Here is a 23,123-nt window from a genome sequence, read left to right as displayed (position 1 = left end):
CGGGGTTGATCAGGCCGCGGACACAGTGAGTAAAGGGAGGCTCACCAGGGCGGTCAATGCGCTGAACGGACCAGCGGGACTCGGGGCGCGATCGGGAAGATTCCCGACATCAGCGCGCAGAGCAGCGAAAACGTTGATTCTGGACGGGCCGGACAACTTTCGTAGGTAGTTGACGGACAACCGGCCGTTGGTAGGAGCGGCCGCCGGTGGTTCCCCGCGTTCAAACCTGGGTAATCGAGTCGTCACGCTCTGGTGCCGACGCGGCCGCCCGGCGGGGTGTCCCGGTGCGTAGGCTTGGCTGGTGAGCGAACAGTCTGAGTTTCCCGACGGCCAGTACCCCGAGCGCCCGGTGGAGCGGCACAAGGGCCCGGTGGTGCTCCGGCGCGATCGGCGCGACCAGGGCAGCACCACCGATCAGCGGCTGCTGGACTCTCGCGGGCCGAGCGACTGGGTGCACACCGACCCGTGGCGCGTGCTGCGCATCCAGGCCGAGTTCGTCGAGGGATTCGGCGCGCTGGCCGAGGTTCCGCGTGCGGTGACCGTGTTCGGTTCGGCGCGCACCAAGCGCGACAACCCGGAGTACGAACTGGGCCGCAAGCTCGGCGGCGCGCTCGCCGACGCCGGTTTCGCGGTGATGACCGGCGGCGGGCCGGGCGCGATGGAAGCGGTGAACCGCGGCGCGAACGAGGCGGGCGGGTTCTCCGTCGGGCTCGGCATCGAGCTGCCGTTCGAGCAGGGCCTGAACCCGTGGGTCGACCTCGGCGTGAACTTCCGGTATTTCTTTGCGCGCAAGACCATGTTCATCAAGTACTCGCAAGCTTTCATCTGCCTGCCCGGCGGTTTCGGCACGCTGGACGAACTTTTCGAAGCGCTCACCCTGGTCCAGACCAAGAAGGTCACCAAGTTCCCGGTGGTGCTGTTCGGCACCGAATATTGGGGCGGGCTGTACGACTGGATCGCGAAATCGGTGCTGGGCGGCGGGAAGGTCGGCGAAAAAGATCTGGAACTGCTGCACCTGACCGACGACATCGACGACGCGGTGCGCGTGGTACAGGATTCCTACCAGGCTTGGGAGGACACCCACTGATGCGGATCTGTGTGTTCTGCGGGTCGGCGCGCGGCTTCTCGCCGGAGTACGCCGAGGCGGCGGCCGGCGTCGGAAAGCTGCTGGCGCAGCGGGGAATCGGCCTGGTCTACGGCGGCGCGAGCGTCGGCACGATGGGCGTGGTGGCGGATGCCGCGCTCGCCGCCGGCGGCGAAGTGATCGGCGTGATCCCGGAAGTGCTGTCCAGCGTGGAAATCGCGCACGGCGGGCTGACCAAGCTGCACGTGGTGGCAGACATGCACCAGCGCAAGGCGAAGATGGCCGAGCTTTCGGACGCGTTCGTCGCGCTGCCGGGCGGGATCGGCACGCTCGAAGAACTGTTCGAGGTGTGGACCTGGGCGCAGCTCGGCATTCACCGGAAGCCGATCGGGCTGCTGGACGTGGCCGGGTACTACTCGCCGCTGGTGGCGTTCGCCGACCAGATGCTGGGCGAAGGGTTCTTGCGGCCGGAAACGCGGTCCTTGCTGAGCGTGGATTCCGACGCGGAGGCGCTGCTGGACCGGATGAGCGCGGGCTGATTTCCGCCCGGTGGTTGCCCGGCGCTCGCCGGGCAACCACCTACGAAGCTTTCTCGCCCGGCCGCTTGTGATAGGTGTCCACGTATTCCTGGCCGGACAGTTCCAGAATCGCGTACATGATTTCGTCGGTCACCGAACGGCGGATCGCCGGCGACGAGTCCTGTCCCTCATACCGCGAGAAGTCCAGCGGTTCGCCGAACCGGACGCGGATCTTGGCCGGCCGCGGGATTTTCGCCCCGTTCGGCTGGATCCCCTCGGTGCCGAACAACGCCACCGGCACCACCTTGGCCCCGGTGGACAGCGCCAGCGCGGCGACGCCGGTGTGCCCGCGGTGCAGCCGCCCGTCCAGCGACCGGGTGCCCTCCGGGTAGATCGCGAAGACGCCGCCGTCGGTGAGCACCTTGCGGCCGGCTTCCAGCGCGGCCAGTCCGGCCTGGGCGTTGCCGCGTTCGACCGGGATGTAGCCCAGCGCGTCGAGCGATTTCGCGATGAACCGGCCCTTGATGCCTTTGCCGGTGAAATACTCGGCCTTGCCGAGAAACCGGACCTGGCGCGGAGTGGTGAAGGTGATCACACCGGTGTCGAGCGCCGCCCGGTGGTTGGCGGCGAGCAGGACCGGTCCGTCCTCCGGGATGTTCGCGACGCCCTCGACCTGAGGCCGGTACAGGGCGCGGACCAGTGGTCCGAGCACGAAACGGACGAGCAGCGACAGCAAGGGTTCTCCCTCCGGAGGATCGGGCACCGCTTCTAGCATGGCACGATCAGTCCATGAGCTGGTTTCACCGTCGCACCTGGCAGGAGCCCGGGTGGAGCGTCCCGGACATCGTGGCCGCCAAGCGTGGCCGGACGGTGTCGGTGGTGCTGCCGGCGCTGGACGAGGAGGAGACCGTCGGCGCCGTCGTCGCCTCGGTGCGCCCGCTGCTCGGCGGCGTGGTGGACGAGCTGGTGGTCGTAGATTCGGGTTCCGCCGACGGGACGGTCGAGGCGGCCGAGGCCGCTGGCGCGCGCGTCGTGCGCCGCGAGGACGCGGTGCCGGAGCTGGCCCCGCGGCCGGGCAAGGGCGAGGTGCTGTGGCGTTCGCTCGCCGCGACGACCGGCGACGTGATCGTCTTTCTCGACTCCGACCTGGTCGACCCGGACCCGGCGTTCGTGCCGTCGCTGCTCGGCCCGCTGCTCACCGAGGACGGCGTGCACCTGGTCAAAGGCTTCTACCGGCGACCGCTGCGGCTGGAGAGCACCGGCGGTGGCCGGGTGACCGAGCTGCTGGCGCGCCCGGTGCTGTCCGCGCTGCGCCCGGCGCTGGCGGAGCTGGTGCAGCCGCTCGGCGGCGAGTACGCCGCGACGCGCGAGTTCCTGGAGTCGGTGCCGTTCGCGGGCGGGTACGGCGTCGAGATCGGGCTGTTGCTGGACGCCGAACAGCGGTACGGGCTGGACGGGCTCGCGCAGGTCAACCTCGGGGTCCGCAAGCACCGGAACCGGTCGCTGCTGCAACTCGGGGTGATGTCGCGGCAGATCCTCGGGACGGCGCTGGCGAGGTGCGGGATGCCGGGCGCGGAGACGGCCCGGTTCACGCAGTTCGTGCAGGTATCCGGGGAGTGGGTGCCGGACGTGTCGGAGGTCGCGGTGCAGGATCGGCCGCCGATGCGGGAGGTGCTGGCCGCTCGGACCTCGTGAGCGAAATTTCGCGAGCTCCGTGCCGCCCGTTCTGCCCGAGGACGGCTTGCTCGAAACCGGAGAGGGAAGGCTTGCGGGCCCGGCGAAGGCGAGTGCCGCCAGGCCGACGCTTCCGGCGACCGTCGCCTGGGTGCTGCGGTCGGTCCGACTTGTCGTGCTAGCGCGACGTTCCTTCTGGCGGTGTGTCACGATCGTCGCGTGACGACCGCGCTGATCTACCTCGTAGTCATGCTGCTGGTGGCCGCCGTGGTGTTCCTCCTGGCCGCTGTGGTGTTCGGCCGCGGCGAGGAGCTGGCCCCGCTGCCGCCGGGCAGTTCGCCCACCCGGCTGCCCGCCGAGGACATCACCGGCGAGGACGTCCGGCGGGTGCGTTTCCAGCTGGTCTTCCGTGGCTACAAGATGTCCGAAGTGGACTGGGTGCTGCGCCGGACCGGGGTGGAACTGGACGAACTGCGCGAACGGGTTGCCCGGCTCGAAGCCGCGCAGCAGCCCCGCGAGGCCGCGCACCGGAGGCCGACGGGTGAGTGACCTGGTGCTGTCGGTCGACGTCGCGGCGCCGGCCGGCACGACCTGGCTGGCTTTGACCGACTGGGCCCGCCAGGGCGAATGGATGCTCGGCACGTCGGTGCGGGTGATCGAGGGCAACGGGCGCAGCGTCGGCTCGAAGCTGTCGGCGTTCACCGGGTTCGGCGGGATCGGCTTCACGGACAAGATGGAGATCACCGCCTGGGAACCGCCGCTGCGCTGCGCGGTGCGCCATCTGGGCAGTTTCGTGCAGGGCACCGGCCTGTTCCAGGTGCTGGCCAAAGACGGCGGGCACTGCACGCTGGTCTGGGCGGAGCATCTGAAGCTGCCGTTCGGCCTGCTCGGCCGCGTTGGCTGGCCGCTGGTCCGTCCGGCTTTCGCGCTCGGCGTCCGGCATTCGCTGCGGCAGTTCGCGAATTTCGCGGAGAATTACTCGATGGGGGAGCAATGACGGAATTGCTGGGCGAGGACGGTGTCGCCCGGTGCAGTTGGGGCAACTCGGCACCGGACTACGCGGCATACCACGACGAAGAGTGGGGGGTGCCGCTGCACGGCGAAGCCGAACTGTACGAACGGCTGTGCCTCGAGTCCTTCCAGTCCGGGCTGTCCTGGATCACCATCCTGCGCAAGCGCGAGAACTTTCGTAAGGCGTTCCGCGGCTTCGTGCCTGCGAAGGTGGCGCGGTTCGGCGAGAAGGACGTCGAACGGCTGATGCAGGACGCGGGCATCGTGCGCAACCGCATGAAGATCGAAGCCGCGGTGAAGAACGCGCGCGCGATGGAGTCGCTCGACGTGGCGCTGGACGAGTTGCTGTGGACCTTCGCACCGGCGAAGCACCGGCGCCCGCGCACAATGGCGGACGTACCCGCAGTGACCGACGAGTCGAAAGCGATGGCGAAGGAACTGAAGAAGCGTGGCTTCGCGTTCCTCGGCCCGACGACTTGCTACGCGCTCATGCAAGCCACCGGCATGGTCGACGACCACGTGGAAGGCTGCTTCCGCGCCGCGTGAGCGCAGTACCCGCTCACGCGGCGACGGTGCTTATTTCCCCTGGAAGTTCGGCTTGCGCTTGGTGACGAACGCTTCGACCGCCTCAGTGTGGTCCGCGGTCCCGCCGAGCGCGGTCTGTGCGGCGTCCTCGGCGGCGAGTGCCTCGTCCAGCGAGGACTCCGCCGCGACCGACAGTACGTTCTTGATCTTCGCGTACGCCACCGTCGGCCCCGCCGCGAGCTTCGCGGCGACCTTCTGCGCCCGAGCTGCCAGCTCCTCGTCCGGCACGACCTCGCCGACCAGGCCGATGCGCAGTGCCTCCGCCGAGTCGACCGTGCGCGCCATCAGCATGAGCTCGGCCGCACGGCCGTAGCCGATCAGTCGCTGCAGCGTCCAGGACGCACCCGAGTCCGGGCCGAGCCCGACGTTGGCGAACGCCATCAGGTAGGAGGAGGACTCCGCCGCGATCCGCAGGTCGCTGGCATAGGCGAAGGCCGCGCCCGCGCCCGCCGCGGTGCCGTTGACCGCGGCGATCACCGGCTTGGCCATCCCGGTGATCAGCTTGACGATCGGGTTGTAGTGATCGCTGACGGTGTGCAGCGGCGCCGGGTCGTTCGCCTGCAGCAGGCCGACGTGCTCCTTGAGGTCCTGCCCCGCGCAGAACGCCTTGCCGGTGCCGGTGAGCACGACCGCGCGCACGTCCGGGTCCTCGGCCGCCGCCCGAAGTTCGGCGATCAGGCGCTCCTTGAGCTCGACCGTCAGCGAGTTGTACGCCTCCGGCCGGTTCAGGGTGAGCGTGCGCACGCCGTCGGCGTCGGCGGTCAGCAGGACGTTGGATTCGGTCACGAGTGCTCCTAGGAAGCGGGTGCTCAGGTTCTCGGCACTGAGTCTCGCATTAGCGCGAGACAGCGGGGAGAGCGCGGCGAGGTGGCGTTCAGCTCTCGTACGAGGCCGCGAACTCCACCAATGTCCGCGCCGCGAAGCCGGACGCTCCCGGCACCACGTCGTCGTAGGTCTTGTCCGCCCGGGCCGGACCCGCGATGTCCAAGTGCGCCCACGGCAACCCGGCGGTGAACTCGCGCAGGAACAGCGCCGCCATGATCCCGCCCGGACCGCCGGGAGTCTGCCGGACGTCGCCGAGTTCGCCGTCGATGCCGTGCGCGTAGTCCTCGACCAGCGGCATCCGCCACCACGCCTCGCCGACGCGGGCGCCTGCCTCGACCACCCGGGAGGCCAGTTCGTCGTCGGTCGCGAAGACGCCGCCGGTGCGCAGGCCCAGCGAGACCTTCATCGCCCCGGTCAGCGTCGCCGCGTCGACGACCAGGTCCGGCTTGAACCGGTCGATGCCGTACACCAGCGCGTCGGCCAGCACCATCCGGCCTTCGGCGTCGGTGTTGCCGACCTCGGTGGTCCGGCCGCCGTAGTGCCGGACGATGTCGCCCGGCCGGTACGCGCTGCCGGAGACGTGGTTCTCCGCGGTGGGCACGAGCGCGGTGACCCGCACCGGCAGCTTCAGTTCCGCGATCGCGCGCACCGCGGCGATCACGGCCGCGCCGCCCGCCATGTCGGTGCGCATCAGGTGCATGCCGTCGGCCGGCTTGATCGAGATGCCGCCGGTGTCGAACGTGATGCCCTTGCCCACGAACAGCAGGTGCTTCGCCGCTCCGCGGGGACGGTAGGACATTTCGATCAGGCGGGGCGGCGAAGCGGAACCGCCGCCGACAGCGAGGACGCCGCCGAAGCTGTTGTCCGCCAGCCACTTCTCATCGCGCACGGTCACCTCGACCGCGCCGCCGAGCACCTTCGCGGTGGTGTTCGCCAGCCACGCCGGGTTCTTCACGTTCGACGGCGAGTTCGCCAAGTCGCGGGTGAAGGCGGCGGCCGCGGCGAGCACGCGGGCGCGGTCCACCGCTTCCGTGTACGCGGGCACGGCGCGCTCGTCCGCGACAACCAGCCGCACTGTCGGCATCGGCGGTTTCGGCTCCGAAGTGGTCACCACGAACCGGTAGCCGCCGAGGGAGAGCCCGGTCGCCAACTCCGCTGCCTGCTCAGCAGTCGCGTCTTCGGGCAGTACAACCTGGACAGTCCGGATCGGACGATCCTCGGCCGCCGCGCGGAACGTCCGTGCCAGCGCCGCGCCGGTGCGCCGGTAGTCCTTCGCCTCGCCGTCGCCGATCCCGGCGGCCCAGCGCGGGCCGTCGCCAAGCAGGTCCCGCACCTCGGCGGTCTTGCCGCTCGCGTCGTACGTTTCGGCCTCGTCCGGGGTGACCAGCACGGCCAGCGCGAGCCCGCGGCGGGTCGCGGCGACGACCTCGATTCCGGGCAGCTTCGTGGGAACGGGTGGTAGCGAGTTACGCACAGCAAGCAACCTTCGGGCGCAGATGGACCGCAACCCCGGCCTCCATGCGGAGACCGGGGTGCACAGTGGACAGAATGGGGGAGCTGGGGTCAGCCAGTGACCTCCTGCAGCGCCTCGCCGAGGTCCTTCGCTTCCTCCGCGGAGAGCTCGACGACCAGCCGGCCGCCACCCTCCAGTGGCACCCGCATGACGAGGCCCCGCCCCTCCTTGGTCACTTCGAGGGGACCATCTCCGGTCCGGGGCTTCATGGCCGCCATAGCGTGCTCCCTCCGTCTCAACCGGCGCGCCCGGGTCGCGCACTCCCATGCCAGCCGGGTCTCGACCTCCATTGTCCCTCATCAGCGCCCGGGCGCGAACGCGGACCGATCATTTGACGCCGCATCGGTGCTGGTATGCCGCCCGGCGCGGCTCCGGGGAAGCTGACCAGCCGGTTCAGGAGAGTTCTTCGTCCCGGCGGGTCAGCACGCGCGGTTCGCCGTCGGTGATCGCGACCGTGTGTTCCGTGTGCGCGGTGCGCGAACCGTCGGCGGAGCGGATGGTCCAGCCGTCCGGGTCGTACACGATGCGGTCAGTGGTACGGGCCAGCCACGGCTCCAGCGCGAGGGTCAGTCCCGGTCGCAGCTTCATGCCCCGGCCCGCCTTGCCGCGGTTCGAGACGTGCGGTTCGCCGTGCATGGTGCGGCCGATGCCGTGCCCGCCGAACTCGGTGTTGACCGGGTAGCCGTAGCCGGTGGCGACCGCTTCGATCGCGGCGGAGATGTCGCCGAGCCGGTTGCCTGGGCGGGCCGCCTGTATCGCCGCTTCCAGCGCTTCTTCAGTGGCCCGGACGATCCGCTGGTCCTCCTCGGCCGGGGTGCCGACGATGACCGTGCGCGCCGAGTCCGCCGCCCAGCCGTCGATGGTCACCGCGATGTCCGCGGTGAGCACGTCGCCGTCGCGCAGGACGTAGTCGTGCGGCAGCCCGTGCAGGACCGCGTCGTTCACCGACAGGCAGATGACGTTGCGGAACGGGCCCTTGCCGAACGAGGGCGAGTAGTCCCAGTAGCAGGATTCGGCCCCGCGCCGCTTGATCATGCCGCGCACGTGGTGTTCCAGGTCCATCAGGTTGACGCCCACGTCGGCGAGCCGGCCGACCTCGGTCAGCACTTCGGCGACGAACCGCCCGGTCACGTGCATGCGGTCGATCTCCGCAGGCGTCTTCAGCTCGATCACGACTACCTCGCGTCCTGGGTTGCGGTATTTCTATACCGGAACGGTAGCACGGTGCCGGGATAGAAATACCAGGTCTCAGCGGGCGTCGCCGAGGACCTGGTCGCGGAACGCGCGCACGGCGGGCGGCAATGGTTCGCCAGCGCGCCAGGCGAGCCCGATCGTCCGGCTGACCGGCGGCTGCAACGGCACTTCCGCGACGCCAGCCGGAGCGCCGGGCTCGAAGCGAGGCAGGAGCGCGACGCCCAAGCCGGCGCCGACCAGTCCGCGCACGGTGTCCGATTCCTGGCCCTCGAAAGCGACTTTTGGCGCGAAGCCGGCGGCAGCGCAGAGGTCGTCGGTGATCCGGCGCAGGCCGTAGCCGGGCTCGAGCAGCACGAACGGCTCGTCGGCCAGTTCCGCCACCCGCACGCCGCGCCGTCCGGCCAGCCGGTGCCCGGCCGGGACGGACAGATGGATCGGCTGCTCGTCGAGCACCGCGGTCTCCAGCCGGTCGTCCGCGATCACCGGGGCGAGCAGGGCGAGGTCCAGCTCGCCGGAGACCAGCCGGTCGACCATGTCCTGCAGCGAACCCTGCACGAGCGTGAATCGTGCGGACGGTGCTTGCTCGCGGTAGGCCCGCAGCAGTCGCGGCACCAGCGAGCGGCCGAGGAGATGCAGGAAGCCGAGCACGACGCGGCCGCTCTCCGGCTCGATCTCCTCGCGCGCGAGGCGGGCGCCGGCATCGACTGCCGGCAGTGCCCGTTCGGCGGCGGCGGCCAGCAGCTCGGCGGCTCGGGTGAGCCGGACGCCGCGGCCGTCCGGCACGGTCAGCGGCGCGCCGAGCGCTTGTCCGAGCGCGGCGATGCGACGGCTGACTGTGGGTTGCGGCACTCCGAGGATCTCGGCCGTGCGGGTGACGTTCCCGGTGCTTCGCAGTGTGACCAGCAGTTGGAGGTGCGGGACGAGCTGCGCGGTCAGGTTTTCATTCAGCACGGTATGAATGATGGCTGATCAACGTATTAGACGCATTGATTAGCTCGGCTTACTTTCGAGTTCGTGCTCACGTCCGACCGCCGGGTCAAGATCGCGGTAGCCGCCGCGGGCTTCACCTCGTTCGCCCTGCTCTACGCCCCGCAAGCAGTGCTGCCGCAGCTCGCCGCGCAGTACCGTCTCGACCCCGGCGGCGCGGCCCTCGCGGTGAGCGTGGCGACCGGCGCGCTCGCCATCTCCGTGTTGCCCATCGCCGCACTGTCCGAAGTGGTCGGCCGACGGCCGGTGATCATCGCGTCGGTCGTGCTCTCGTCGGTGCTGGGCCTGCTCCTGCCGCTGATGCCGGACTATTCGGTGCTGCTCGTGCTGCGCGCGCTGCAGGGCGTCGCGATCGCCGGATTCCCGGGCGTGGCCACGGCATATCTCGTGGAGCGGCTCGGCAAGGCCGGAGTCGCCGCCGCGGTCGGCGCGATGATCGCGGGCAACACCATCGGCGGCATGACCGGACGGCTGGCGACCGGGTTCACCGCCGGTCCGTTCGGCTGGCGCGGCGCGTTGTACGTGGTGGCTGGACTTTCCCTGGCCTGTGCCGTGGTGACAGTCGTGATGCTGCCGCCGTCGGCTCGGGCGGCTCGGGCGGCGGGGGACCGGCAGGGCCTGCGGGCCGTCGGGTCCGGGCTGCTGCTGGCCGTGCAGCGGCCGGTGCTGCTGGTGCAGTACGCGGTCGCGCTGCTGGCGATGGGCTCGTTCGTCGCGCTGTACAACGCGGCCGGTTTCCGGCTGACTGGCTCGCCGCTGAACCTCTCGCCGGCGATCGCGTCCATGGTGTTTCTCTCCTACGCGCTCGGCTCGGTCTCGTCGGCGACCGCCAACCGGCTCTCCGCTCGCTTCGGCCGCCGCCAGGCGCTGACCGGCGTGCTGGTGCTGACCGCGGCCGGCGGGCTGCTGACGATCCCGGATTCGCTCCCGCTGATCGTCGTCGGTTTTCTGGTGCTGACCACGGCGTTCTTCGCCGCGCACTCGATCGCGAACAGCTGGGCGGCGGCAGAGGCACCGGAGTCCGCGCGCGGCCAGGTCGGCGGCCTGTACACGCTGATGTACTACCTCGGCAGCAGTATCGGCGGCGGGATCGGCAGCGTCGTCTACAGCCACGCGGGCTGGGACTGGCTGATCGCGGCAGTGGTGGTGTGGCTGGGCCTGGCGGTTACGGCGGTGCAGGTGGGCACGCGAGTGCGGCGCGCCGAGCCAGCGCTGGTGTAGCCGGCGAGCCGGTCACGAACAGGCGGTCGCGACCAGCAGCCCGCCGCCGACCGGCAGCATCGCCGGGACGAGCCGGGAGTCCTCTCGTACCGCGCGCGCGACCTCGCGCAGCGCCATCGTCTCCGGGTCGCGCCGGGACGGGTCGGTGACCCGCCCGCCCGCCAGGACCTGGTGGAACACGATGACCCCGCCGCGGCGCAGCAGCGCGACGCCCTGCTCGTAGTAGCCCGGGTATTCGATCCGCGCGGCGTCGACGAACACCAGGTCGTAGCCGCCCGGGGTGAGCCGGGAGAGCACGTCCAGCGCGCGCCCGGCGATCAGCCGCATCCGGCCCGGCGGGTAGCCCGCTTCCAGGAACGTCTTGCGCGCCGCGCGCTGGTACTCGGGCTCGACGTCGATCGAGGTCAGCACGCCGTCGGCGGCCATCCCGCGGAGCAGGTACAGCCCGCTCACACCGGACCCGGTGCCGACCTCCACGACCGCTCGCGCGTTGACAGTGGCGGCCAGGAAGCGCAGCGTCGCCCCTGCCCCGGGGGCCAGCGGGGCGCAGCCGAGATCGGCCCCGCGCATCCGTGCCGCGGCCAGCACGTCGTCGTCGGGCGAGTACCCGTCAACGTGCTCGGCGCCGACCGCTCCGGTCTCGGCCGCCGCCTGTGTCCCCGAACTCACGCGCGAAGGTTAGCGCTGGTTGTCGATAAATCAGCGAAGGCTCCCTGGTAATTGCCCGAATGCCAGCAAACGTCCAGCATCCGGGCGGTGCGGAGCTGGCTGAAAAGTTCTCAGGCTGCTCTCAGATCGGTCTCATGAGTTCCATAAGGAAGCTCGGCAAACTCAGTCTCAACCGCACGGGAACACCGTGTCCCCGATCCGCGTTGGTAGAGGAGTAGAGGAGTGACCCAGATGGAGGTGCCTGCTCCCCTGATGCAGAAGGCCGAATTGCCGGAGCCCGCCGCGGTGACCGTGGACGCGACCGAGGCGGCGTGGACGCCGCCCTCGTGGGACGAGGTCGTGCGCGAACACGCCGACCGGGTCTACCGGCTCGCCTACCGCCTCACCGGCAACGCGCACGACGCCGAAGACCTGACCCAGGAGACCTTCATCCGAGTCTTCCGGTCGCTGGCGTCGTACAAGCCGGGGACGTTCGAGGGCTGGCTGCACCGGATCACCACGAACCTCTTCCTCGACATGGCCCGCCGCCGCTCGCGCGTGCGCATGGAGGGGCTGCCGGAGGACACCGACCGGATCGTCGGCGACGACCCGAGCCCGGAGCAGTACTACAGCGACACGCACCTGGACCCGGACCTGCAGGAAGCGCTCGACGAACTGCCCCCGGAGTTCCGCGCCGCGGTGGTGCTGTGCGACGTGGAGGGCCTGTCGTACGAGGAGATCGGCGCGACACTGGGGGTCAAGCTGGGCACCGTGCGCAGCCGGATCCACCGCGGCCGCTCGGCGCTGCGCGCTTCCCTGGAGCGCCGTCGCGCGATGCGCGACGAATCTGCGAAGGTGTCCGTATGAGCGGCTGGCGCCTCGCCGAATCCCACCTCCTCCCGGACGCAGTCGTCGCCTTGGTCGACGGAGAACTGACGCCGGTCGCGCACGACCGGGCCACCGCGCACCTTGCACGCTGCCCCGGCTGTGCGGCAGAGGTGTCGGCGCAGCGACAGGCGGTGGCGGCGGTGAAGGACGCCGGCGCGCCTTCGATGTCCGCTGGGTTCTTGGCCAGCCTCCGGTCGATTCCGGAGCACATCGAGCTGCCCGGCACACCGGACAACCTCGCGGTCACCGCGGACGGCCAGCTGGTGGCGATCCAGCGCCCGGACCGGGTGGCCGGGCTCCGCGACGGCGGCGTGCTCGGAGGTGCCGCGCCGTTGGGAACAACCGCGCCGCTCGGGCAGTCGGCGAACGTGCTCGGCGGCGGACGGTTCGGACTCAGCCGCAAGCGAGCAGCGCAGGGAGCTGGGGTCGTCGTATCCGGCCTCGTGCTGAGCGCCCTGGCGCTGGTCGGGACGTCGGCGGACAGCGGTGAAGGGGCTAGCGACCCGGGAGTGCTGAACGCCAGCTTCCCGCCGGCCCGGACGCTGGCTCCGGAGTCCCCGGTGACGGTTTCTTCGGCGGTTCCGGCACCGGGCGAGGTATTGCCCGCGAAGGCGGCGGTCGCTGCCCGGTGAGGGCGGCTCAGGGGTTGCTGACCGTTTTCCTCGGATGGCCTCAGCACGCTCGCGCGGACAACGGGCTGCCTCAAGCCCCACACTCATTTCACCGCGCGCCAGCCACACTCGCCTGAAGGCTTGGGTATCGTCGGCCTTCCGTACCAACCGCGTCTCCGGGGAACGATGACCGACCAGCCGAACACACCCCCTGTCCAGCCGGGCACGTCCGCCGCCGGCGGCACCGCACAGAACACGGGTGCGGACCGGCTGACGCCAAGGCCCCTGGACCGGCCCTCGGTGGACCCGCAGCAGGCAGCCGTCTTCGGCCGGCCGCGCGGCGTCGACGGCGCGTTCGACAAGCTCTACACCCCGCCCCCGGCCGGCAACGGCCAGCCGCTCAACCTGGCCCCGCCGCCGCCGGAATCGCTGGCCGAGGCGTTCAGCCGGCCCCCGGGCGCGGAGAACGTCCTGCTCCAGCGGCCCGCGGAAGCCACCCTCGACCCGGAGGCTCCGGAGGACCCGCTCTGGTCCGACAAGTCCGACCCCTGGCGCGACCCGGGCGCCGGCGCGGTCCTTTCCGATCCGGCCGTCGCGCAGGAAGACGAGAAGGCCGCGAGCCCGGACCTTCCCCCCGGCGCGCGGCTGAGTCTTCCCGAAGTCCTCTTCGGACGCCGGGTCCAGCCCAAGGCATTGGCGCTGCTCGGCGTGGTGGCCCTCCTGATCGGGGCGGCCGGCGGGCTGGTCGGCTGGTGGGTCGCGGACACCGGTTCGTCGCTCACCGGCAGCGCCACCATCTCCGAGGCCGAAGCGGCGAAGGAACGCCCGCCCGGCTCGCTGGCCGACATCGCCAAGCGTGTCTCCCCGGCCGTGGTTTCCCTCGAAGTCGTCAAGCCCGGCGCGGACAGCGGCGAGCAGGGCTCCGGCGTCGTCATCGACCCGCAGGGCTACATCCTCACCAACGAGCACGTCGTCTCGACCGCGGTCAGCGACCAGAACGCCAAGATCACCGCGATCTTCAACGACGGGACGCGCACCGAGGCGAAGGTCGTCGGCGCGGACCAGAAGACCGACCTGGCGGTCGTCAAGGTCAACGTCACCAACCCGGTCGTCATGCAGATCGGCAAGTCGTCCGACCTGCAGGTGGGCGACTCCGTGATCGCCGTCGGGTCGCCGCTGGCGCTGCAGAACTCGATCACCGCGGGCATCGTCAGCGCGCTGGACCGGCCGGTCACCGCGGGCGGCGACAACGGCGCTTCGCCGGTCACCTACTCGGCCATCCAGACCGACGCCGCGATCAACCACGGCAACTCCGGCGGCGCGCTCGTCGACTCGACCGGCGCGCTGGTCGGCATCAACTCGGCGATCCGCTCGTCCGGCCAGGACGGCGGCAGCATCGGCATCGGCTTCGCCATTCCCAGCGACTACGCGATCAAGATCGCGAAAGCCCTGATCAAGGACGGCAAGGTCGCGCACGCCGACATCGGGATCAACGCCGCCTCCACCGTCGCCGGGTCCACCACGATGGGCGCGCAGGTGCGCAACGTCTCCCCGAACGGCCCGGCGGCGAACGCCGGGATCAAGGAGGGCGACGTGATCACGAAGGTCGGCGACCACGTCGTGCGCAATTCCGCCGAACTGACCGTCGCGGTCCGCGGCCACGACCCGGGCCAGGTGGTGCCGGTGCAGCTGGCCCGCGACGGAGCGGTGCTCGTGGTGGACGTCACGCTCGGGTCGGACTGACACGTTCCCTTAAGGTTCCGTCCGACGTTTGGGCCTGCCGGGGCGCGAAACCGCCCGGGTAGGCTTGGCCGGGGCAGCACCGAGCGGAGGTTTCACGGGTGTTCGACAGTGTCGGCTGGGGCGAGATCCTCGTGCTCATCATCGCGGGGCTTTTCATCCTCGGACCGGAGCGGCTGCCGGAAGCGGCCTCCTGGCTGGCTCGCAGCGTCCGCAAAGCCCGCGACTTCGCGACCGGAGCGCGCGAGCAGCTGCGCGAGGAGATGGGTCCCGAGTTCGACCAGCTCCGCAAACCTCTCGAGGACCTGCGCGGGCTGCGCAACCTCGACCCGAAACGGGTCGTCGCCCAGCACCTGTTCGACGGCGACTCCGATCCGCTCGGCCTGAACAGCTTCAAAAACGAGCTGAACGGCGCGGCCGCGACCAACGGGGCCACGCCGACGATCCAGCCGCAAACCCCGATCCCGCAGCCCGAACCGCTCAAGCCGGGCGAGCGCCCGCCGGTCGACCCGGACGCCACCTGAGCGTCGCGCGGACACGCCCGAGCCGACGCGAGAGGCGCTGACCATGCTGGGTAGATTCAGGGCATCAGCTCTACCGACCCTGGAGGTTCCTGACATGTCACGCCGTGCGGCTGCGCTGGCCGGAACGATCGCTGCGGCCGCCCTCGCCGTCGCCGGGTGCAGTGCCGACGACGAGCCGAGCACCCAGCCGCCCGCCACCTACACTTCGGTGCCCGCGCCGGCGATGTCGTCCTCGGCCGCGCCGTCGGCCGCCCCGTCCAGCGCCGCCGGGAACGCCGGCCAGTCGAACGTGAAGCGCGGCGCGGACACCGGCGAGGCAGGCGTGGACGTGCTGGTCACCGTCGGCTACCAGGGCGGGAAGGTCACGCCGGAGACCGGCGTGGTGGACGTCAAGGTCGGCAACAAGGTGAAGATCACCGTGACGTCCGACCAGGCGGACAACGTCGACGTCCAGGACCAGCCGGGCGAGTCGGTCGCACTGACCCCGAAGAAGGCCCAGGACATCACCTTGACGGTGACCAAACCCGGCGACACCAAGGTCACGCTGCGCCAGTCCGGCGCGCTCCTGGTCACGGTGCACGCCGCCTGACCCCAACGCCCCAATGCCACATTGGTTGCGTCCCACGCACCCAATGTGGCATTGGTTGCGTGGGACGCACCCAATGCCACATTGGGGTGCTACCTGCCGGCGGGGCTCACGTTCAGCATCATCCCGGCCAGCCCGCGCGCCCGGACCGACAGCTGCTTCGCCGCGTCCTTCAGCACCAGCGACGCCGGCGCGTCCGGCTCGGCCAGCACGATCGGCGTGCCCTCGTCGCCCTGTTCGCGCAGCCGCGGGTCGAGCGGGACCTGGCCGAGCAGCGGCACCTTCGAGCCGACCGACTTCGACAGCGAGTCCGCCACCGTCTGGCCGCCGCCCGCGCCGAACACCTCGATCCGCTCCCCGGACGGGGTTTCCAGCCACGACATGTTCTCGATGACGCCGGCCACCCGCTGCCGGGTCTGCATCGCGATCGCGCCCGCGCGCTCGGCCACCTCGGCAGCGGCCTGCTGCGGCGTCGTCACGACCAGGATTTCCGCGTTCGGGATCAGCTGCGCCACCGAGATCGCGATGTCGCCGGTGCCCGGCGGCAGGTCCAGCAGCAGGATGTCCAGGTCGCCCCAGAACACGTCGGCGAGGAACTGCTGCAGCGCGCGGTGCAGCATCGGGCCGCGCCACACCACCGGCGCGTTGCCCGGGGTGAACATGCCGATCGAGATCACCTTCACGCCGTGCGCCTGCGGCGGCATGATCATCGTGTCGACCTTGGTCGGCTTCTCCCGCGCACCCAGCATCCGCGGGATCGAGTGGCCGTAGATGTCCGCGTCCACCACGCCGACCGACAGACCGCGCTCGGCCATCGCCACCGCCAGGTTCACAGTCACCGACGACTTGCCCACGCCGCCCTTGCCGGACGCCACGCAATACACCCGGGTCATCGAACCCGGCTGCGCGAACGGGATGACCGGCTCCTCGGCGTCGCCGCGCAGCGACTTGCGCAGTTCCGAGCGCTGCTCGTCGCTCATCACGTCCAGCTCGACCCGCACGTCCGCGACGCCGGGCAGCTTCGAGACGGCCTTCGTGGTGTCCGCGGTCAGCGTCGCCTTGAGCGGGCAGCCCGCGACCGTCAGGTAAATCCCGACGACGACGACCCCGTCGTCACCGACCGTCACGTCCTTGACCATGCCGAGGTCGGTGATCGGTTTCTTGATTTCCGGGTCGTACACGTCCTTCAGCGCGGTGCGGACGTCGTCGACGCTGGGGAGCTGCTGTGTACCAGTCACGAACCCATCGTACGTACTGCCTGGTTCAGCTCTGCTTCGCCTTGCGCGGCTTGGCGTTCACCGCCAGGTCTTCGCGCAGCCGGTCGAGTTCGCTGCGCAGGTAGTCGCGGGTCGCGACCTCGCCGACCGCCAGCCGCAGCGAGGCGAGTTCGCGGGCCAGGTACTCGGTGTCCGCCTTGGTCTGCGCGGCCCGGGTGCGGTCTTCCTCCAGCGACACCCGGTCCCGGTCGTCCTGCCGGTTCTGCGCCAGCAGGATCAGCGGCGCGGCGTACGCCGCCTGCGTCGAGAACGCCAGGTTGAGCAGGATGAACGGGTACGGGTCCCACTGCAGCGACAGCCCGACCATGTTCAATGTGATCCAGACGATCACGATCAGCGTCTGCCAGAACAGGTACTTGCCGGTGCCGAGGAACCGCGCGATCCGCTCGGTGAAGCGGCCGAAGGTATCCGGGTCGATGTTCAACCGCAGCCGGGCCTGGCTGCGCGGCTGGTCGAGCTTGCGGCCGGAGCCGAGTTCAGGCACGGTCGGTCTCCTGGAGATCAGCACTGTCGGCGACGTCGTGGAGTCCGGTTTCGCGCCAGTCGTCGGGCAGCAGGTGGTCGAGGACGTCGTCGACGGTGACGGCGCCGAGCAGGTGGTCTTCGGCGTCGACCACGGGGCCGCACGTCAGGTTGTACGCCGCGAAGTATCGCGTGACCTCGGCCAGCGGCGCTTCCGGGCGCAGCGCGGTGAGGTCGGTGTCCACCGCGCTGGCGACCAGTTCGGCGGGCGGTTCGCGCAACAGCCGCTGGAAGTGCACGACGCCGACGAACCGGCCGGTCGGCGTTTCCGTCGGCGGGCGGCACACGAACACCATGCTGGCGAGCGCGGCGGGCAGGTCCGCGTTGCGGATGTGTGCCAGCGCTTCGGCGATCGTCGCGTCCGGCGTGAGCACTACCGGCTCCGGCGTCATCAGACCGCCCGCGGTGTCGGCCGAGTACGCCAGCAGCCGCCGGACCGGCGCGGATTCTTCCGGCTCCATCAGTTCCAGCAGCCGGCTCTGCTCGGCCGGGGCGAGTTCGGCGAGCAGGTCGGCGGCGTCATCCGGGCTCATCGCCTCGAGGATGTCGGCCGCGCGTTCCTCGGGGAGGTAGGAGAGGAGTTCCTTCTGGTCGTCCTCGGGCAGTTCCTCGATGACGTCGGCGAGCCGTTCGTCGTCCATCGCGTCGGCGACCTCGTGCCGTCGCTTGATCGGCAGGTCGCGCACGGTGGCGGCGACGTCGACGGCGCGCATCGTGTCGAACAGCATCAGCAGCTGGCCGGCCCCCTGCGGCTGCCCGGTCAGGTCGGTGAGCCCGAGCCCGGCCACCTCGTTCCACGGCAGCACCTGCATCGCCGCGCGCCGCCGGCCCAGTGCGAGCCGGGTGGACCGTTCGCGGACCGCCAGCTTGGCCAGCACCCAGTCGCGGGTGCGGGTGGGTTCCATGGCGGCGTCGACCACGGTCAGCCGGGTTTCCGAGCTGCTGGTGAGGGAGGCGTGCGCGTCGAGCAGCTGGCCGCATACCAGGACCTCGTTGGGCCGCTGGTGGAAATGCCGCATGTTGACCGAGCCGGTGGCGAGCGTCACGGCGTTCGGCTCGATCGAGGTCACCCGCAGCATGGGCACGAACACCCGCCGCCGGGTCGCCAGTTCCACGACCATGCCCAGGATCCGCGGCGGCTGCTGGTCCAGCCTCAGACCGGCGACGACGTCGCGGACCTTGCCGATCGATTCGCCGTCCGGCCCGAATACTGGCAAACCCGCCAGCTGAGCCGCGAAAACCCGGTTAGTGCCCGCCATGGCGCCGAGACTATCGGCTGGCGTCCGGGAGCGCTCGTGCCGCTGCTTGGCGAACTCTCAGCGGCTTTGTGCCCATCGGGAGAGCACCGGCAGCGCGTCCGCGGACGGGCCCTCGCCGGCGTCCTCGCCCAGGCCGCCGAACTCCAGCACATCCTGCGCGTGCCAGAGCCGGTTCTGCACCGACCGCACCAGCGTCCACGCCTTGACCCGATCGGCGTCCAGGCCGGTCGCGGCGACCTTCGAATCCAGCGTGGATTCGCTGAACCGGTTCCACAGCAAGGAAAAGACCCCGAATTCTAGGTCGCCGGCGAGCGGCTTCGGGTCGATCACCAGCCACCGTTCGCGGGTCCCGGACAGCACGTTCTGGTAGTGCAGATCTTCGTTCACCAGCGCGTCGCCTGCCGTCGGTCCGAGCTCGCGCAAGACCGCCAGCGCCGCGTCCAGCTCCCGGCGGGGGAATGGCTCGCGGGTGTCCTGCCACATTTTGGGCAGTTCCTCCCGCAGGTCTTCGGCCATGCCGCGGAGCGTGCGGACGAGAGCGGCCGGCGCGGGCACCGCGAGCCGCCGGGCCAGACCGCTCATGATCTCGACCGCGGGAAGCAGCGGTTCGTCGTCGAGGGTGCGGCTGTCGTCGAGCCGTTCCAGCAGCAGTGCACCGTCTTCGGGCGCGGACTCCAGCAACAGCACCGAACCGCGACCGGCCCATGTGGACAGTGCGAGCGATTCATCGCGCGATTCGTCTTCCACCCAGCCGAGTTTCAGCACTGCCCGGCTGCCGTCGGCGCGCCGGGCGGGCTGAACCACGCCGACGTACCCGTGCCGTGCGACGTCCTCGAACTCCAGTTCCCACTCGCGTGCGTACCTCTCGGCGAGCGCGGGCAGCGAGGCGAGCCACGGCACGGCTTCTGGACCCAGCACGAGCGGGGCGCGTTCGGCGAAGGACGGCGGGACGACGAAATCGGTCACAACACCCATTCTGGCCGGGCAAACAAGCCGTTTCCGGGGTTGTCGTCGCGCGTACAGTGAGAAGACAGGGGACCGGCGAGACCCGGGAGCTGCCATGATCGTCGAGATTGTCAGCGCGGTGGTCGTCGCGGGCGGGCTGTGGCTCGCTTCCGCGCTGCGCGTGGTCAAACAGTACGAACGCGGCCTGGTGTTCCGGTTCGGCCGGGTGCAGTCCCAGGTGCGCGAGCCCGGGCTGGCCGTGCTGCTGCCGGTCGCGGACCGCCTGCAGAAGGTGAACATGCAGGTCGTCACGCTGCCAGTGCCCGGGCAGGACGGCATCACCCGGGACAATGTGACGGTGCGGGTGGACGCGGTCGTGTACTTCAAGGTGATCGACCCGATCCGGGCCGCGGTGCACGTGCAGGACTACCGGTCGGCGATCGGCCAGGTGGCGCAGACTTCGCTGCGCTCCATCATCGGCAAGAGCGACCTGGACGATCTGCTGTCCAACCGCGAGCGGCTCAACCAGGGCCTGGAGCTGATGATCGACAGCCCGGCGCTGGACTGGGGCATCCACATCGACCGGGTGGAGATCAAGGACGTCGCGCTGCCGGAGTCGATGAAGCGCTCGATGTCGCGCCAGGCCGAGGCCGAACGGGAACGCCGCGCCCGGGTGATCTCCGCGGACGGCGAGCTGCAGGCGTCGGCGAAGCTGGCCGAGGCAGCCGCCGCGATGGCGGACACCCCGGCCGCGCTGCAACTGCGCTTGCTGGAGACGGTGGTGCAGGTTTCGGCGGAGAAGAACTCGACGCTGGTGCTGCCGTTCCCGGTGGAACTGCTGCGCTTCCTGGACGCGCGGACGGACGCCCCGGCGAAGCCGGCCGCCGCCGCGCCGCCGGAGCCCCGGTCGTCTGGGGAGAACGGTCAGGCCGCGCCGCGCGTGGAGGGCGACCGGCCGGATCAGGTGTCCAGGTAGCCGTTGGCGCCGAGAACGATCAGCGTGGTGAAGAACGCGACCCACAGCGCGATCACCGCGTAGCCGACCGCGAGCGCGGCCAGCGCCAGCCCGCGGCCGCCGCTCTCGCCGCGGTTCGCCTTGGACAGCGCGATGTGGCCCATCACGATGCCCGGCACGGAGAGCAGGCAGGTGAAGACGCCGATCACCGAGCAGACCAGCGCGCCGACCGCCAGCCCGTTCTCGTCGGACATCTGCGGCCGGTGGACATAGCCCGCGCCGTACGGCACGTGCGCGCCGTACGGCGGCGGCACTGGGTAGCCCGGCGGCACTGGGTAGCCCGGCGGCGGAGCGTACGGCATGGCGACTGGCCCTGGCACGCCCGGGAGCTGCGCGACCGGACCCGGATCCGGCAGGCCCGGGAGCTGCGCGACCGGACCCGCGTCCGGCACGCCCGGGAGCTGCGCGACCGGACCCGGATCCGGCAGGCCCGGGAGCTGCGCGACCGGACCCGCGTCCGGTGCGACGAACCCGGCCGGATCGCTCGCCGGCGCCGCGTCCGGCGCGATCCAGCCCGGCGGCGGGGCGGCCGGGTCCGAAACCGGAGCCGCGGTGGCGTCCGCCGGGGCGGGGTACGACGTGGGATCGGCGGTGGCCGGCGGCTCGTACCGGGCCGGGTCCGCGGTCGACGGCGGCTCGTACGCGGACGTCGGGTCGCGGTCGGGCGGAGTTGTCATCGGGATTCCTTCGGGATTCCGGGCACGGAAGAGGACGCTACCGGGTTGCGCGCCCGGGTCAGCCGAAAACCCCGGACCGGATCAGCGCGTGCACGATCAGCGGGATCGTGATGCCCCAGACGATCAGCGCGGCGTACCCGATCACGAAACCGGCCAGGCCCAGCGCGCCGCCGGTGCCGCGGCCGTGGCGTGCCCGGTGGAAAGCGATGTGGCCCATGACGATCCCGGCGATCGCCATCGGCGCGCACAGCACGAACCCGGCGATCGAGCACACCAGCGACCCGATCGCGAGCCCGGCACCGGGCGGCGGGCCTTGCGGCGGATACGGCTGGTGCTCGTACGACGGGTGCTCGTAGCCGTCCCGGGCGGGCGGCTCGTCCCGGTCGTCGCTGGCCTCGCTCATCGGGGTCCTTCTCGCGTCACGGTGAATCCGCAGCCTAACGGGGGAAACCCCGGCCGGGCGTGAGCACCCTCATAGCAGCACGGGCCCGGACCAGTCATACTCCGCGGTAACCCAGTGCCGGCAGCCCCGGCGCCACCGCCGAAGGGAGCCCACCGATGGCCCGTCTCGCCAGGACCGCCGGTCTGACCGACGTGCAGCAGGAGATCCTGTCCACGGTGCGGTCCTTCGTGGACAAGGAGATCATCCCGCACGCGCAGGCCCTGGAGCACGCCGACGAGTACCCGGCGGAGATCGTCGCGGGCATGAAGGAGATGGGCCTGTTCGGGCTCACCATCCCGGAGGAGTACGGCGGCCTCGGCGAGTCGCTGCTCACCTACGCGCTCGTGGTCGAGGAGATCGCGCGCGGCTGGATGAGCGTCTCCGGCGTGATCAACACGCACTTCATCGTGGCGCACATGATCACCCGGCACGGCACGCCGGAGCAGAAGCAGCACTTCCTGCCCCGGATGGCGACTGGTGAGGTCCGCGGGTCGTTCTCGATGTCGGAGCCGGACCTGGGCTCGGACGTGGCGGCGATCAAGACCCGCGCCCGGCGCGAAGGCGACGAGTACGTGATCGACGGCGCCAAGATGTGGCTCACCAACGGCGGTTCGTCGAATCTGATCGCGCTATTGGTGAAGACCGACGAAGGCGCGGAGAAGGCGCATCAGAACCTGACGACGTTCCTGGTGGAGAAGCCGTCCGGGTTCGGCGAGGTGCTGCCCGGGCTCACCATTCCCGGCAAGATCGACAAAATGGGCTACAAGGGCGTGGACACCACCGAAGCGGTGTTCGACGGCTTCAAGATCGGCGCGGACATGGTGCTCGGGAACGCCCCGGGCAAGGGGTTCTCGTACATGATGGACGGCGTCGAGGTCGGCCGCGTGAACGTGGCCGCGCGCGCGTGCGGGATCGCGATCCGGTCGTTCGAGCTGGCGATCGCCTATGCCCAGCAGCGCACCACGTTCGGCAAGCCGATCGCGCAGCACCAGGCGATCGCGTTCAAGCTGGCGGAGATGGCCACCAAGGTCGAGGCCGCGCACCTGATGATGGTCAACGCCGCGCGGCTGAAGGACTCCGGCGCGCGCAACGACGTCGAGGCCGGCATGGCGAAGCTGATCGCGAGCGAGTATTGCGCCGAGGTCACCCAGGAAGCGTTCCGCATCCACGGCGGCTACGGCTATTCGAAGGAATACGAGATCGAGCGGCTGATGCGCGAAGCCCCGTTCCTGCTGATCGGCGAGGGCACCAGCGAAATCCAGAAAACCATCATCAGCCGCGGCCTGCTGCGGGATTACAAAGCCTGATCCGTTCCGGCGGAGTTCGCGCGGTTCGCCGGTTCTTGACAAGATGGGCGCTCGGACCGGACGAGTGCGC

27 protein-coding genes are annotated in these 23,123 nt (G+C 70.5%); 14 read left to right on the top strand and 13 right to left on the bottom strand.

All coding sequences use genetic code 11. The features are described from left to right. The first annotated feature begins 301 nt into the window (after nt 1-301). Nucleotides 302-1,087: an LOG family protein gene (locus AMYBE_RS0126790; protein WP_027928043.1), complete on the top strand. Its 786-nt coding sequence runs from the start codon at nt 302-304 to the stop codon at nt 1,085-1,087. Next, nucleotides 1,087-1,623 (top strand): LOG family protein, encoded by a 537-nt coding sequence (locus tag AMYBE_RS0126785; RefSeq protein WP_020662479.1) that lies wholly within the window; start codon nt 1,087-1,089, stop codon nt 1,621-1,623. Before AMYBE_RS0126790 ends, AMYBE_RS0126785 begins: the two co-directional genes overlap by 1 nt. A 40-nt stretch (nt 1,624-1,663) precedes the next feature. Here the strand turns inward: AMYBE_RS0126785 and AMYBE_RS0126780 are convergent, their stop codons facing one another. After that, nucleotides 1,664-2,338 carry a lysophospholipid acyltransferase family protein gene (locus AMYBE_RS0126780; protein WP_020662478.1) on the bottom strand — a complete coding sequence of 225 codons (675 nt, stop codon included), beginning with the start codon at nt 2,336-2,338 and terminating at the stop codon, nt 1,664-1,666. A gap of 53 nt (nt 2,339-2,391) precedes the next feature. On the opposite strand from AMYBE_RS0126780, the gene AMYBE_RS0126775 reads away from it, so the two are divergent. From AMYBE_RS0126775 to AMYBE_RS0126760, 4 genes are all read left to right on the top strand, one after another. After that, nucleotides 2,392-3,297 (top strand): glucosyl-3-phosphoglycerate synthase, encoded by a 906-nt coding sequence (locus AMYBE_RS0126775; RefSeq protein ID WP_020662477.1) that lies wholly within the window; start codon nt 2,392-2,394, stop codon nt 3,295-3,297. A gap of 198 nt (nt 3,298-3,495) precedes the next feature. After that, nucleotides 3,496-3,825, top strand: a complete 330-nt coding sequence (locus tag AMYBE_RS0126770; protein WP_020662476.1) for a DivIVA domain-containing protein — start codon at nt 3,496-3,498, stop codon at nt 3,823-3,825. Next, on the top strand, nt 3,818-4,273 hold the full coding sequence (locus AMYBE_RS0126765; RefSeq protein WP_020662475.1) for an SRPBCC family protein: 456 nt from the start codon (nt 3,818-3,820) through the stop codon (nt 4,271-4,273). The genes AMYBE_RS0126770 and AMYBE_RS0126765 overlap by 8 nt, the downstream gene beginning before the upstream one ends. Then, the gene (locus tag AMYBE_RS0126760) at nt 4,270-4,833 is read left to right on the top strand and encodes a DNA-3-methyladenine glycosylase I (protein ID WP_020662474.1); all 564 of its coding nucleotides are present in this window, start codon (nt 4,270-4,272) and stop codon (nt 4,831-4,833) included. The genes AMYBE_RS0126765 and AMYBE_RS0126760 overlap by 4 nt, the downstream gene beginning before the upstream one ends. Nucleotides 4,834-4,863: 30 nt before the next feature. Here the strand turns inward: AMYBE_RS0126760 and AMYBE_RS0126755 are convergent, their stop codons facing one another. From AMYBE_RS0126755 to AMYBE_RS0126735, 5 genes are all read right to left on the bottom strand, one after another. After that, nucleotides 4,864-5,658, bottom strand: a complete 795-nt coding sequence (locus AMYBE_RS0126755) for an enoyl-CoA hydratase-related protein (protein WP_020662473.1) — start codon at nt 5,656-5,658, stop codon at nt 4,864-4,866. 88 nt (nt 5,659-5,746) lie between these two features. Then, nucleotides 5,747-7,171: a leucyl aminopeptidase family protein gene (locus AMYBE_RS0126750; protein WP_020662472.1), complete on the bottom strand. Its 1,425-nt coding sequence runs from the start codon at nt 7,169-7,171 to the stop codon at nt 5,747-5,749. A gap of 89 nt (nt 7,172-7,260) precedes the next feature. Further along, entirely contained in the window at nt 7,261-7,428 is a 168-nt protein-coding gene (locus tag AMYBE_RS42385) for a DUF3117 domain-containing protein (protein ID WP_084470447.1), read from the bottom strand. Between the two features lie 175 nt (nt 7,429-7,603). Next, nucleotides 7,604-8,383: a type I methionyl aminopeptidase gene (map, locus tag AMYBE_RS0126740; RefSeq protein WP_020662470.1), complete on the bottom strand. Its 780-nt coding sequence runs from the start codon at nt 8,381-8,383 to the stop codon at nt 7,604-7,606. 75 nt (nt 8,384-8,458) lie between these two features. After that, nucleotides 8,459-9,355: a LysR family transcriptional regulator gene (locus tag AMYBE_RS0126735; protein WP_020662469.1), complete on the bottom strand. Its 897-nt coding sequence runs from the start codon at nt 9,353-9,355 to the stop codon at nt 8,459-8,461. A 63-nt stretch (nt 9,356-9,418) separates the two neighbouring features. On the opposite strand from AMYBE_RS0126735, the gene AMYBE_RS0126730 reads away from it, so the two are divergent. Beyond that, nucleotides 9,419-10,612, top strand: a complete 1,194-nt coding sequence (locus AMYBE_RS0126730; RefSeq protein WP_020662468.1) for an MFS transporter — start codon at nt 9,419-9,421, stop codon at nt 10,610-10,612. Between the two features lie 12 nt (nt 10,613-10,624). Here AMYBE_RS0126730 and AMYBE_RS0126725 read toward each other — a convergent pair whose 3' ends face one another. Further along, nucleotides 10,625-11,281, bottom strand: a complete 657-nt coding sequence (locus AMYBE_RS0126725) for an O-methyltransferase (RefSeq protein ID WP_020662467.1) — start codon at nt 11,279-11,281, stop codon at nt 10,625-10,627. Between the two features lie 252 nt (nt 11,282-11,533). Here AMYBE_RS0126725 and sigE point away from each other — a divergent pair, with 252 nt between their 5' ends. The 5 genes from sigE to AMYBE_RS0126700 all read left to right on the top strand — a co-directional run bounded on the left by sigE (nt 11,534) and on the right by AMYBE_RS0126700 (nt 15,612). Next, nucleotides 11,534-12,127, top strand: a complete 594-nt coding sequence (gene sigE, locus AMYBE_RS0126720) for an RNA polymerase sigma factor SigE (protein ID WP_245573424.1) — start codon at nt 11,534-11,536, stop codon at nt 12,125-12,127. Then, nucleotides 12,124-12,780, top strand: a complete 657-nt coding sequence (locus AMYBE_RS0126715) for an anti-sigma factor family protein (RefSeq protein ID WP_020662465.1) — start codon at nt 12,124-12,126, stop codon at nt 12,778-12,780. The genes sigE and AMYBE_RS0126715 overlap by 4 nt, the downstream gene beginning before the upstream one ends. A 165-nt stretch (nt 12,781-12,945) precedes the next feature. Then, nucleotides 12,946-14,502 carry a trypsin-like peptidase domain-containing protein gene (locus AMYBE_RS0126710; RefSeq protein ID WP_020662464.1) on the top strand — a complete coding sequence of 519 codons (1,557 nt, stop codon included), beginning with the start codon at nt 12,946-12,948 and terminating at the stop codon, nt 14,500-14,502. A gap of 98 nt (nt 14,503-14,600) precedes the next feature. Then, nucleotides 14,601-15,023, top strand: coding sequence for a Sec-independent protein translocase protein TatB (tatB, locus tag AMYBE_RS0126705; protein WP_020662463.1), 423 nt, complete (start codon nt 14,601-14,603; stop codon nt 15,021-15,023). A 94-nt stretch (nt 15,024-15,117) separates the two neighbouring features. Next, entirely contained in the window at nt 15,118-15,612 is a 495-nt protein-coding gene (locus AMYBE_RS0126700) for a hypothetical protein (protein WP_020662462.1), read from the top strand. 89 nt (nt 15,613-15,701) lie between these two features. Here AMYBE_RS0126700 and AMYBE_RS0126695 read toward each other — a convergent pair whose 3' ends face one another. From AMYBE_RS0126695 to AMYBE_RS0126680, 4 genes are read right to left on the bottom strand one after another with little or no spacing between them, the layout of a single operon-like run. Beyond that, nucleotides 15,702-16,847 (bottom strand): Mrp/NBP35 family ATP-binding protein, encoded by a 1,146-nt coding sequence (locus AMYBE_RS0126695; RefSeq protein ID WP_020662461.1) that lies wholly within the window; start codon nt 16,845-16,847, stop codon nt 15,702-15,704. A 25-nt stretch (nt 16,848-16,872) separates the two neighbouring features. Continuing rightward, entirely contained in the window at nt 16,873-17,370 is a 498-nt protein-coding gene (locus tag AMYBE_RS0126690; RefSeq protein ID WP_020662460.1) for a DUF1003 domain-containing protein, read from the bottom strand. Further along, nucleotides 17,363-18,667, bottom strand: a complete 1,305-nt coding sequence (locus AMYBE_RS0126685; protein ID WP_020662459.1) for a magnesium transporter MgtE N-terminal domain-containing protein — start codon at nt 18,665-18,667, stop codon at nt 17,363-17,365. The genes AMYBE_RS0126690 and AMYBE_RS0126685 overlap by 8 nt, the downstream gene beginning before the upstream one ends. Nucleotides 18,668-18,724: 57 nt before the next feature. Further along, nucleotides 18,725-19,633, bottom strand: a complete 909-nt coding sequence (locus AMYBE_RS0126680) for an aminoglycoside phosphotransferase family protein (protein WP_020662458.1) — start codon at nt 19,631-19,633, stop codon at nt 18,725-18,727. 94 nt (nt 19,634-19,727) lie between these two features. Here AMYBE_RS0126680 and AMYBE_RS0126675 point away from each other — a divergent pair, with 94 nt between their 5' ends. Beyond that, nucleotides 19,728-20,588: an SPFH domain-containing protein gene (locus AMYBE_RS0126675; RefSeq protein WP_020662457.1), complete on the top strand. Its 861-nt coding sequence runs from the start codon at nt 19,728-19,730 to the stop codon at nt 20,586-20,588. Here AMYBE_RS0126675 and AMYBE_RS0126670 read toward each other — a convergent pair. Beyond that, nucleotides 20,573-21,304 carry a DUF4190 domain-containing protein gene (locus AMYBE_RS0126670; RefSeq protein WP_020662456.1) on the bottom strand — a complete coding sequence of 244 codons (732 nt, stop codon included), beginning with the start codon at nt 21,302-21,304 and terminating at the stop codon, nt 20,573-20,575. The genes AMYBE_RS0126675 and AMYBE_RS0126670 overlap by 16 nt on opposite strands. A gap of 58 nt (nt 21,305-21,362) precedes the next feature. Further along, a complete protein-coding gene (locus AMYBE_RS0126665; protein ID WP_020662455.1) occupies nt 21,363-21,707 on the bottom strand; it encodes a DUF4190 domain-containing protein in 345 nt (114 codons plus the stop codon). Nucleotides 21,708-21,862: 155 nt separating this feature from the next. Between AMYBE_RS0126665 and AMYBE_RS0126660 the strand changes: the two genes are divergently transcribed. Further along, nucleotides 21,863-23,053, top strand: a complete 1,191-nt coding sequence (locus AMYBE_RS0126660) for an acyl-CoA dehydrogenase family protein (protein WP_020662454.1) — start codon at nt 21,863-21,865, stop codon at nt 23,051-23,053. Nucleotides 23,054-23,123 lie beyond the last annotated feature (70 nt).

This window comes from Amycolatopsis benzoatilytica AK 16/65 (genome assembly GCF_000383915.1).
Taxonomy (GTDB): domain Bacteria; phylum Actinomycetota; class Actinomycetes; order Mycobacteriales; family Pseudonocardiaceae; genus Amycolatopsis; species Amycolatopsis benzoatilytica.
Note: the sequence above shows the minus strand (reverse complement) of the source record. Positions and strands in the feature narration are given on the sequence as shown.

Bases quoted from the DNA above. Each gene is read 5' to 3' on its own strand.
- AMYBE_RS0126665 (WP_020662455.1), bottom strand. From the start codon at position 21,707: ATGAGCGAGGCCAGCGACGACCGGGACGAGCCGCCCGCCCGGGACGGC.
- AMYBE_RS0126685 (WP_020662459.1), bottom strand. From the start codon at position 18,667: ATGGCGGGCACTAACCGGGTTTTCGCGGCTCAGCTGGCGGGTTTGCCA.
- AMYBE_RS0126760 (WP_020662474.1), top strand. From the start codon at position 4,270: ATGACGGAATTGCTGGGCGAGGACGGTGTCGCCCGGTGCAGTTGGGGC.
- AMYBE_RS0126715 (WP_020662465.1), top strand. From the start codon at position 12,124: ATGAGCGGCTGGCGCCTCGCCGAATCCCACCTCCTCCCGGACGCAGTC.
- AMYBE_RS0126670 (WP_020662456.1), bottom strand. From the start codon at position 21,304: ATGACAACTCCGCCCGACCGCGACCCGACGTCCGCGTACGAGCCGCCG.
- AMYBE_RS0126775 (WP_020662477.1), top strand. From the start codon at position 2,392: ATGAGCTGGTTTCACCGTCGCACCTGGCAGGAGCCCGGGTGGAGCGTC.
- AMYBE_RS0126700 (WP_020662462.1), top strand. From the start codon at position 15,118: ATGTCACGCCGTGCGGCTGCGCTGGCCGGAACGATCGCTGCGGCCGCC.
- sigE (WP_245573424.1), top strand. From the start codon at position 11,534: ATGCAGAAGGCCGAATTGCCGGAGCCCGCCGCGGTGACCGTGGACGCG.
- AMYBE_RS0126675 (WP_020662457.1), top strand. From the start codon at position 19,728: ATGATCGTCGAGATTGTCAGCGCGGTGGTCGTCGCGGGCGGGCTGTGG.
- AMYBE_RS0126660 (WP_020662454.1), top strand. From the start codon at position 21,863: ATGGCCCGTCTCGCCAGGACCGCCGGTCTGACCGACGTGCAGCAGGAG.
- AMYBE_RS42385 (WP_084470447.1), bottom strand. From the start codon at position 7,428: ATGGCGGCCATGAAGCCCCGGACCGGAGATGGTCCCCTCGAAGTGACC.
- AMYBE_RS0126710 (WP_020662464.1), top strand. From the start codon at position 12,946: ATGACCGACCAGCCGAACACACCCCCTGTCCAGCCGGGCACGTCCGCC.
- AMYBE_RS0126785 (WP_020662479.1), top strand. From the start codon at position 1,087: ATGCGGATCTGTGTGTTCTGCGGGTCGGCGCGCGGCTTCTCGCCGGAG.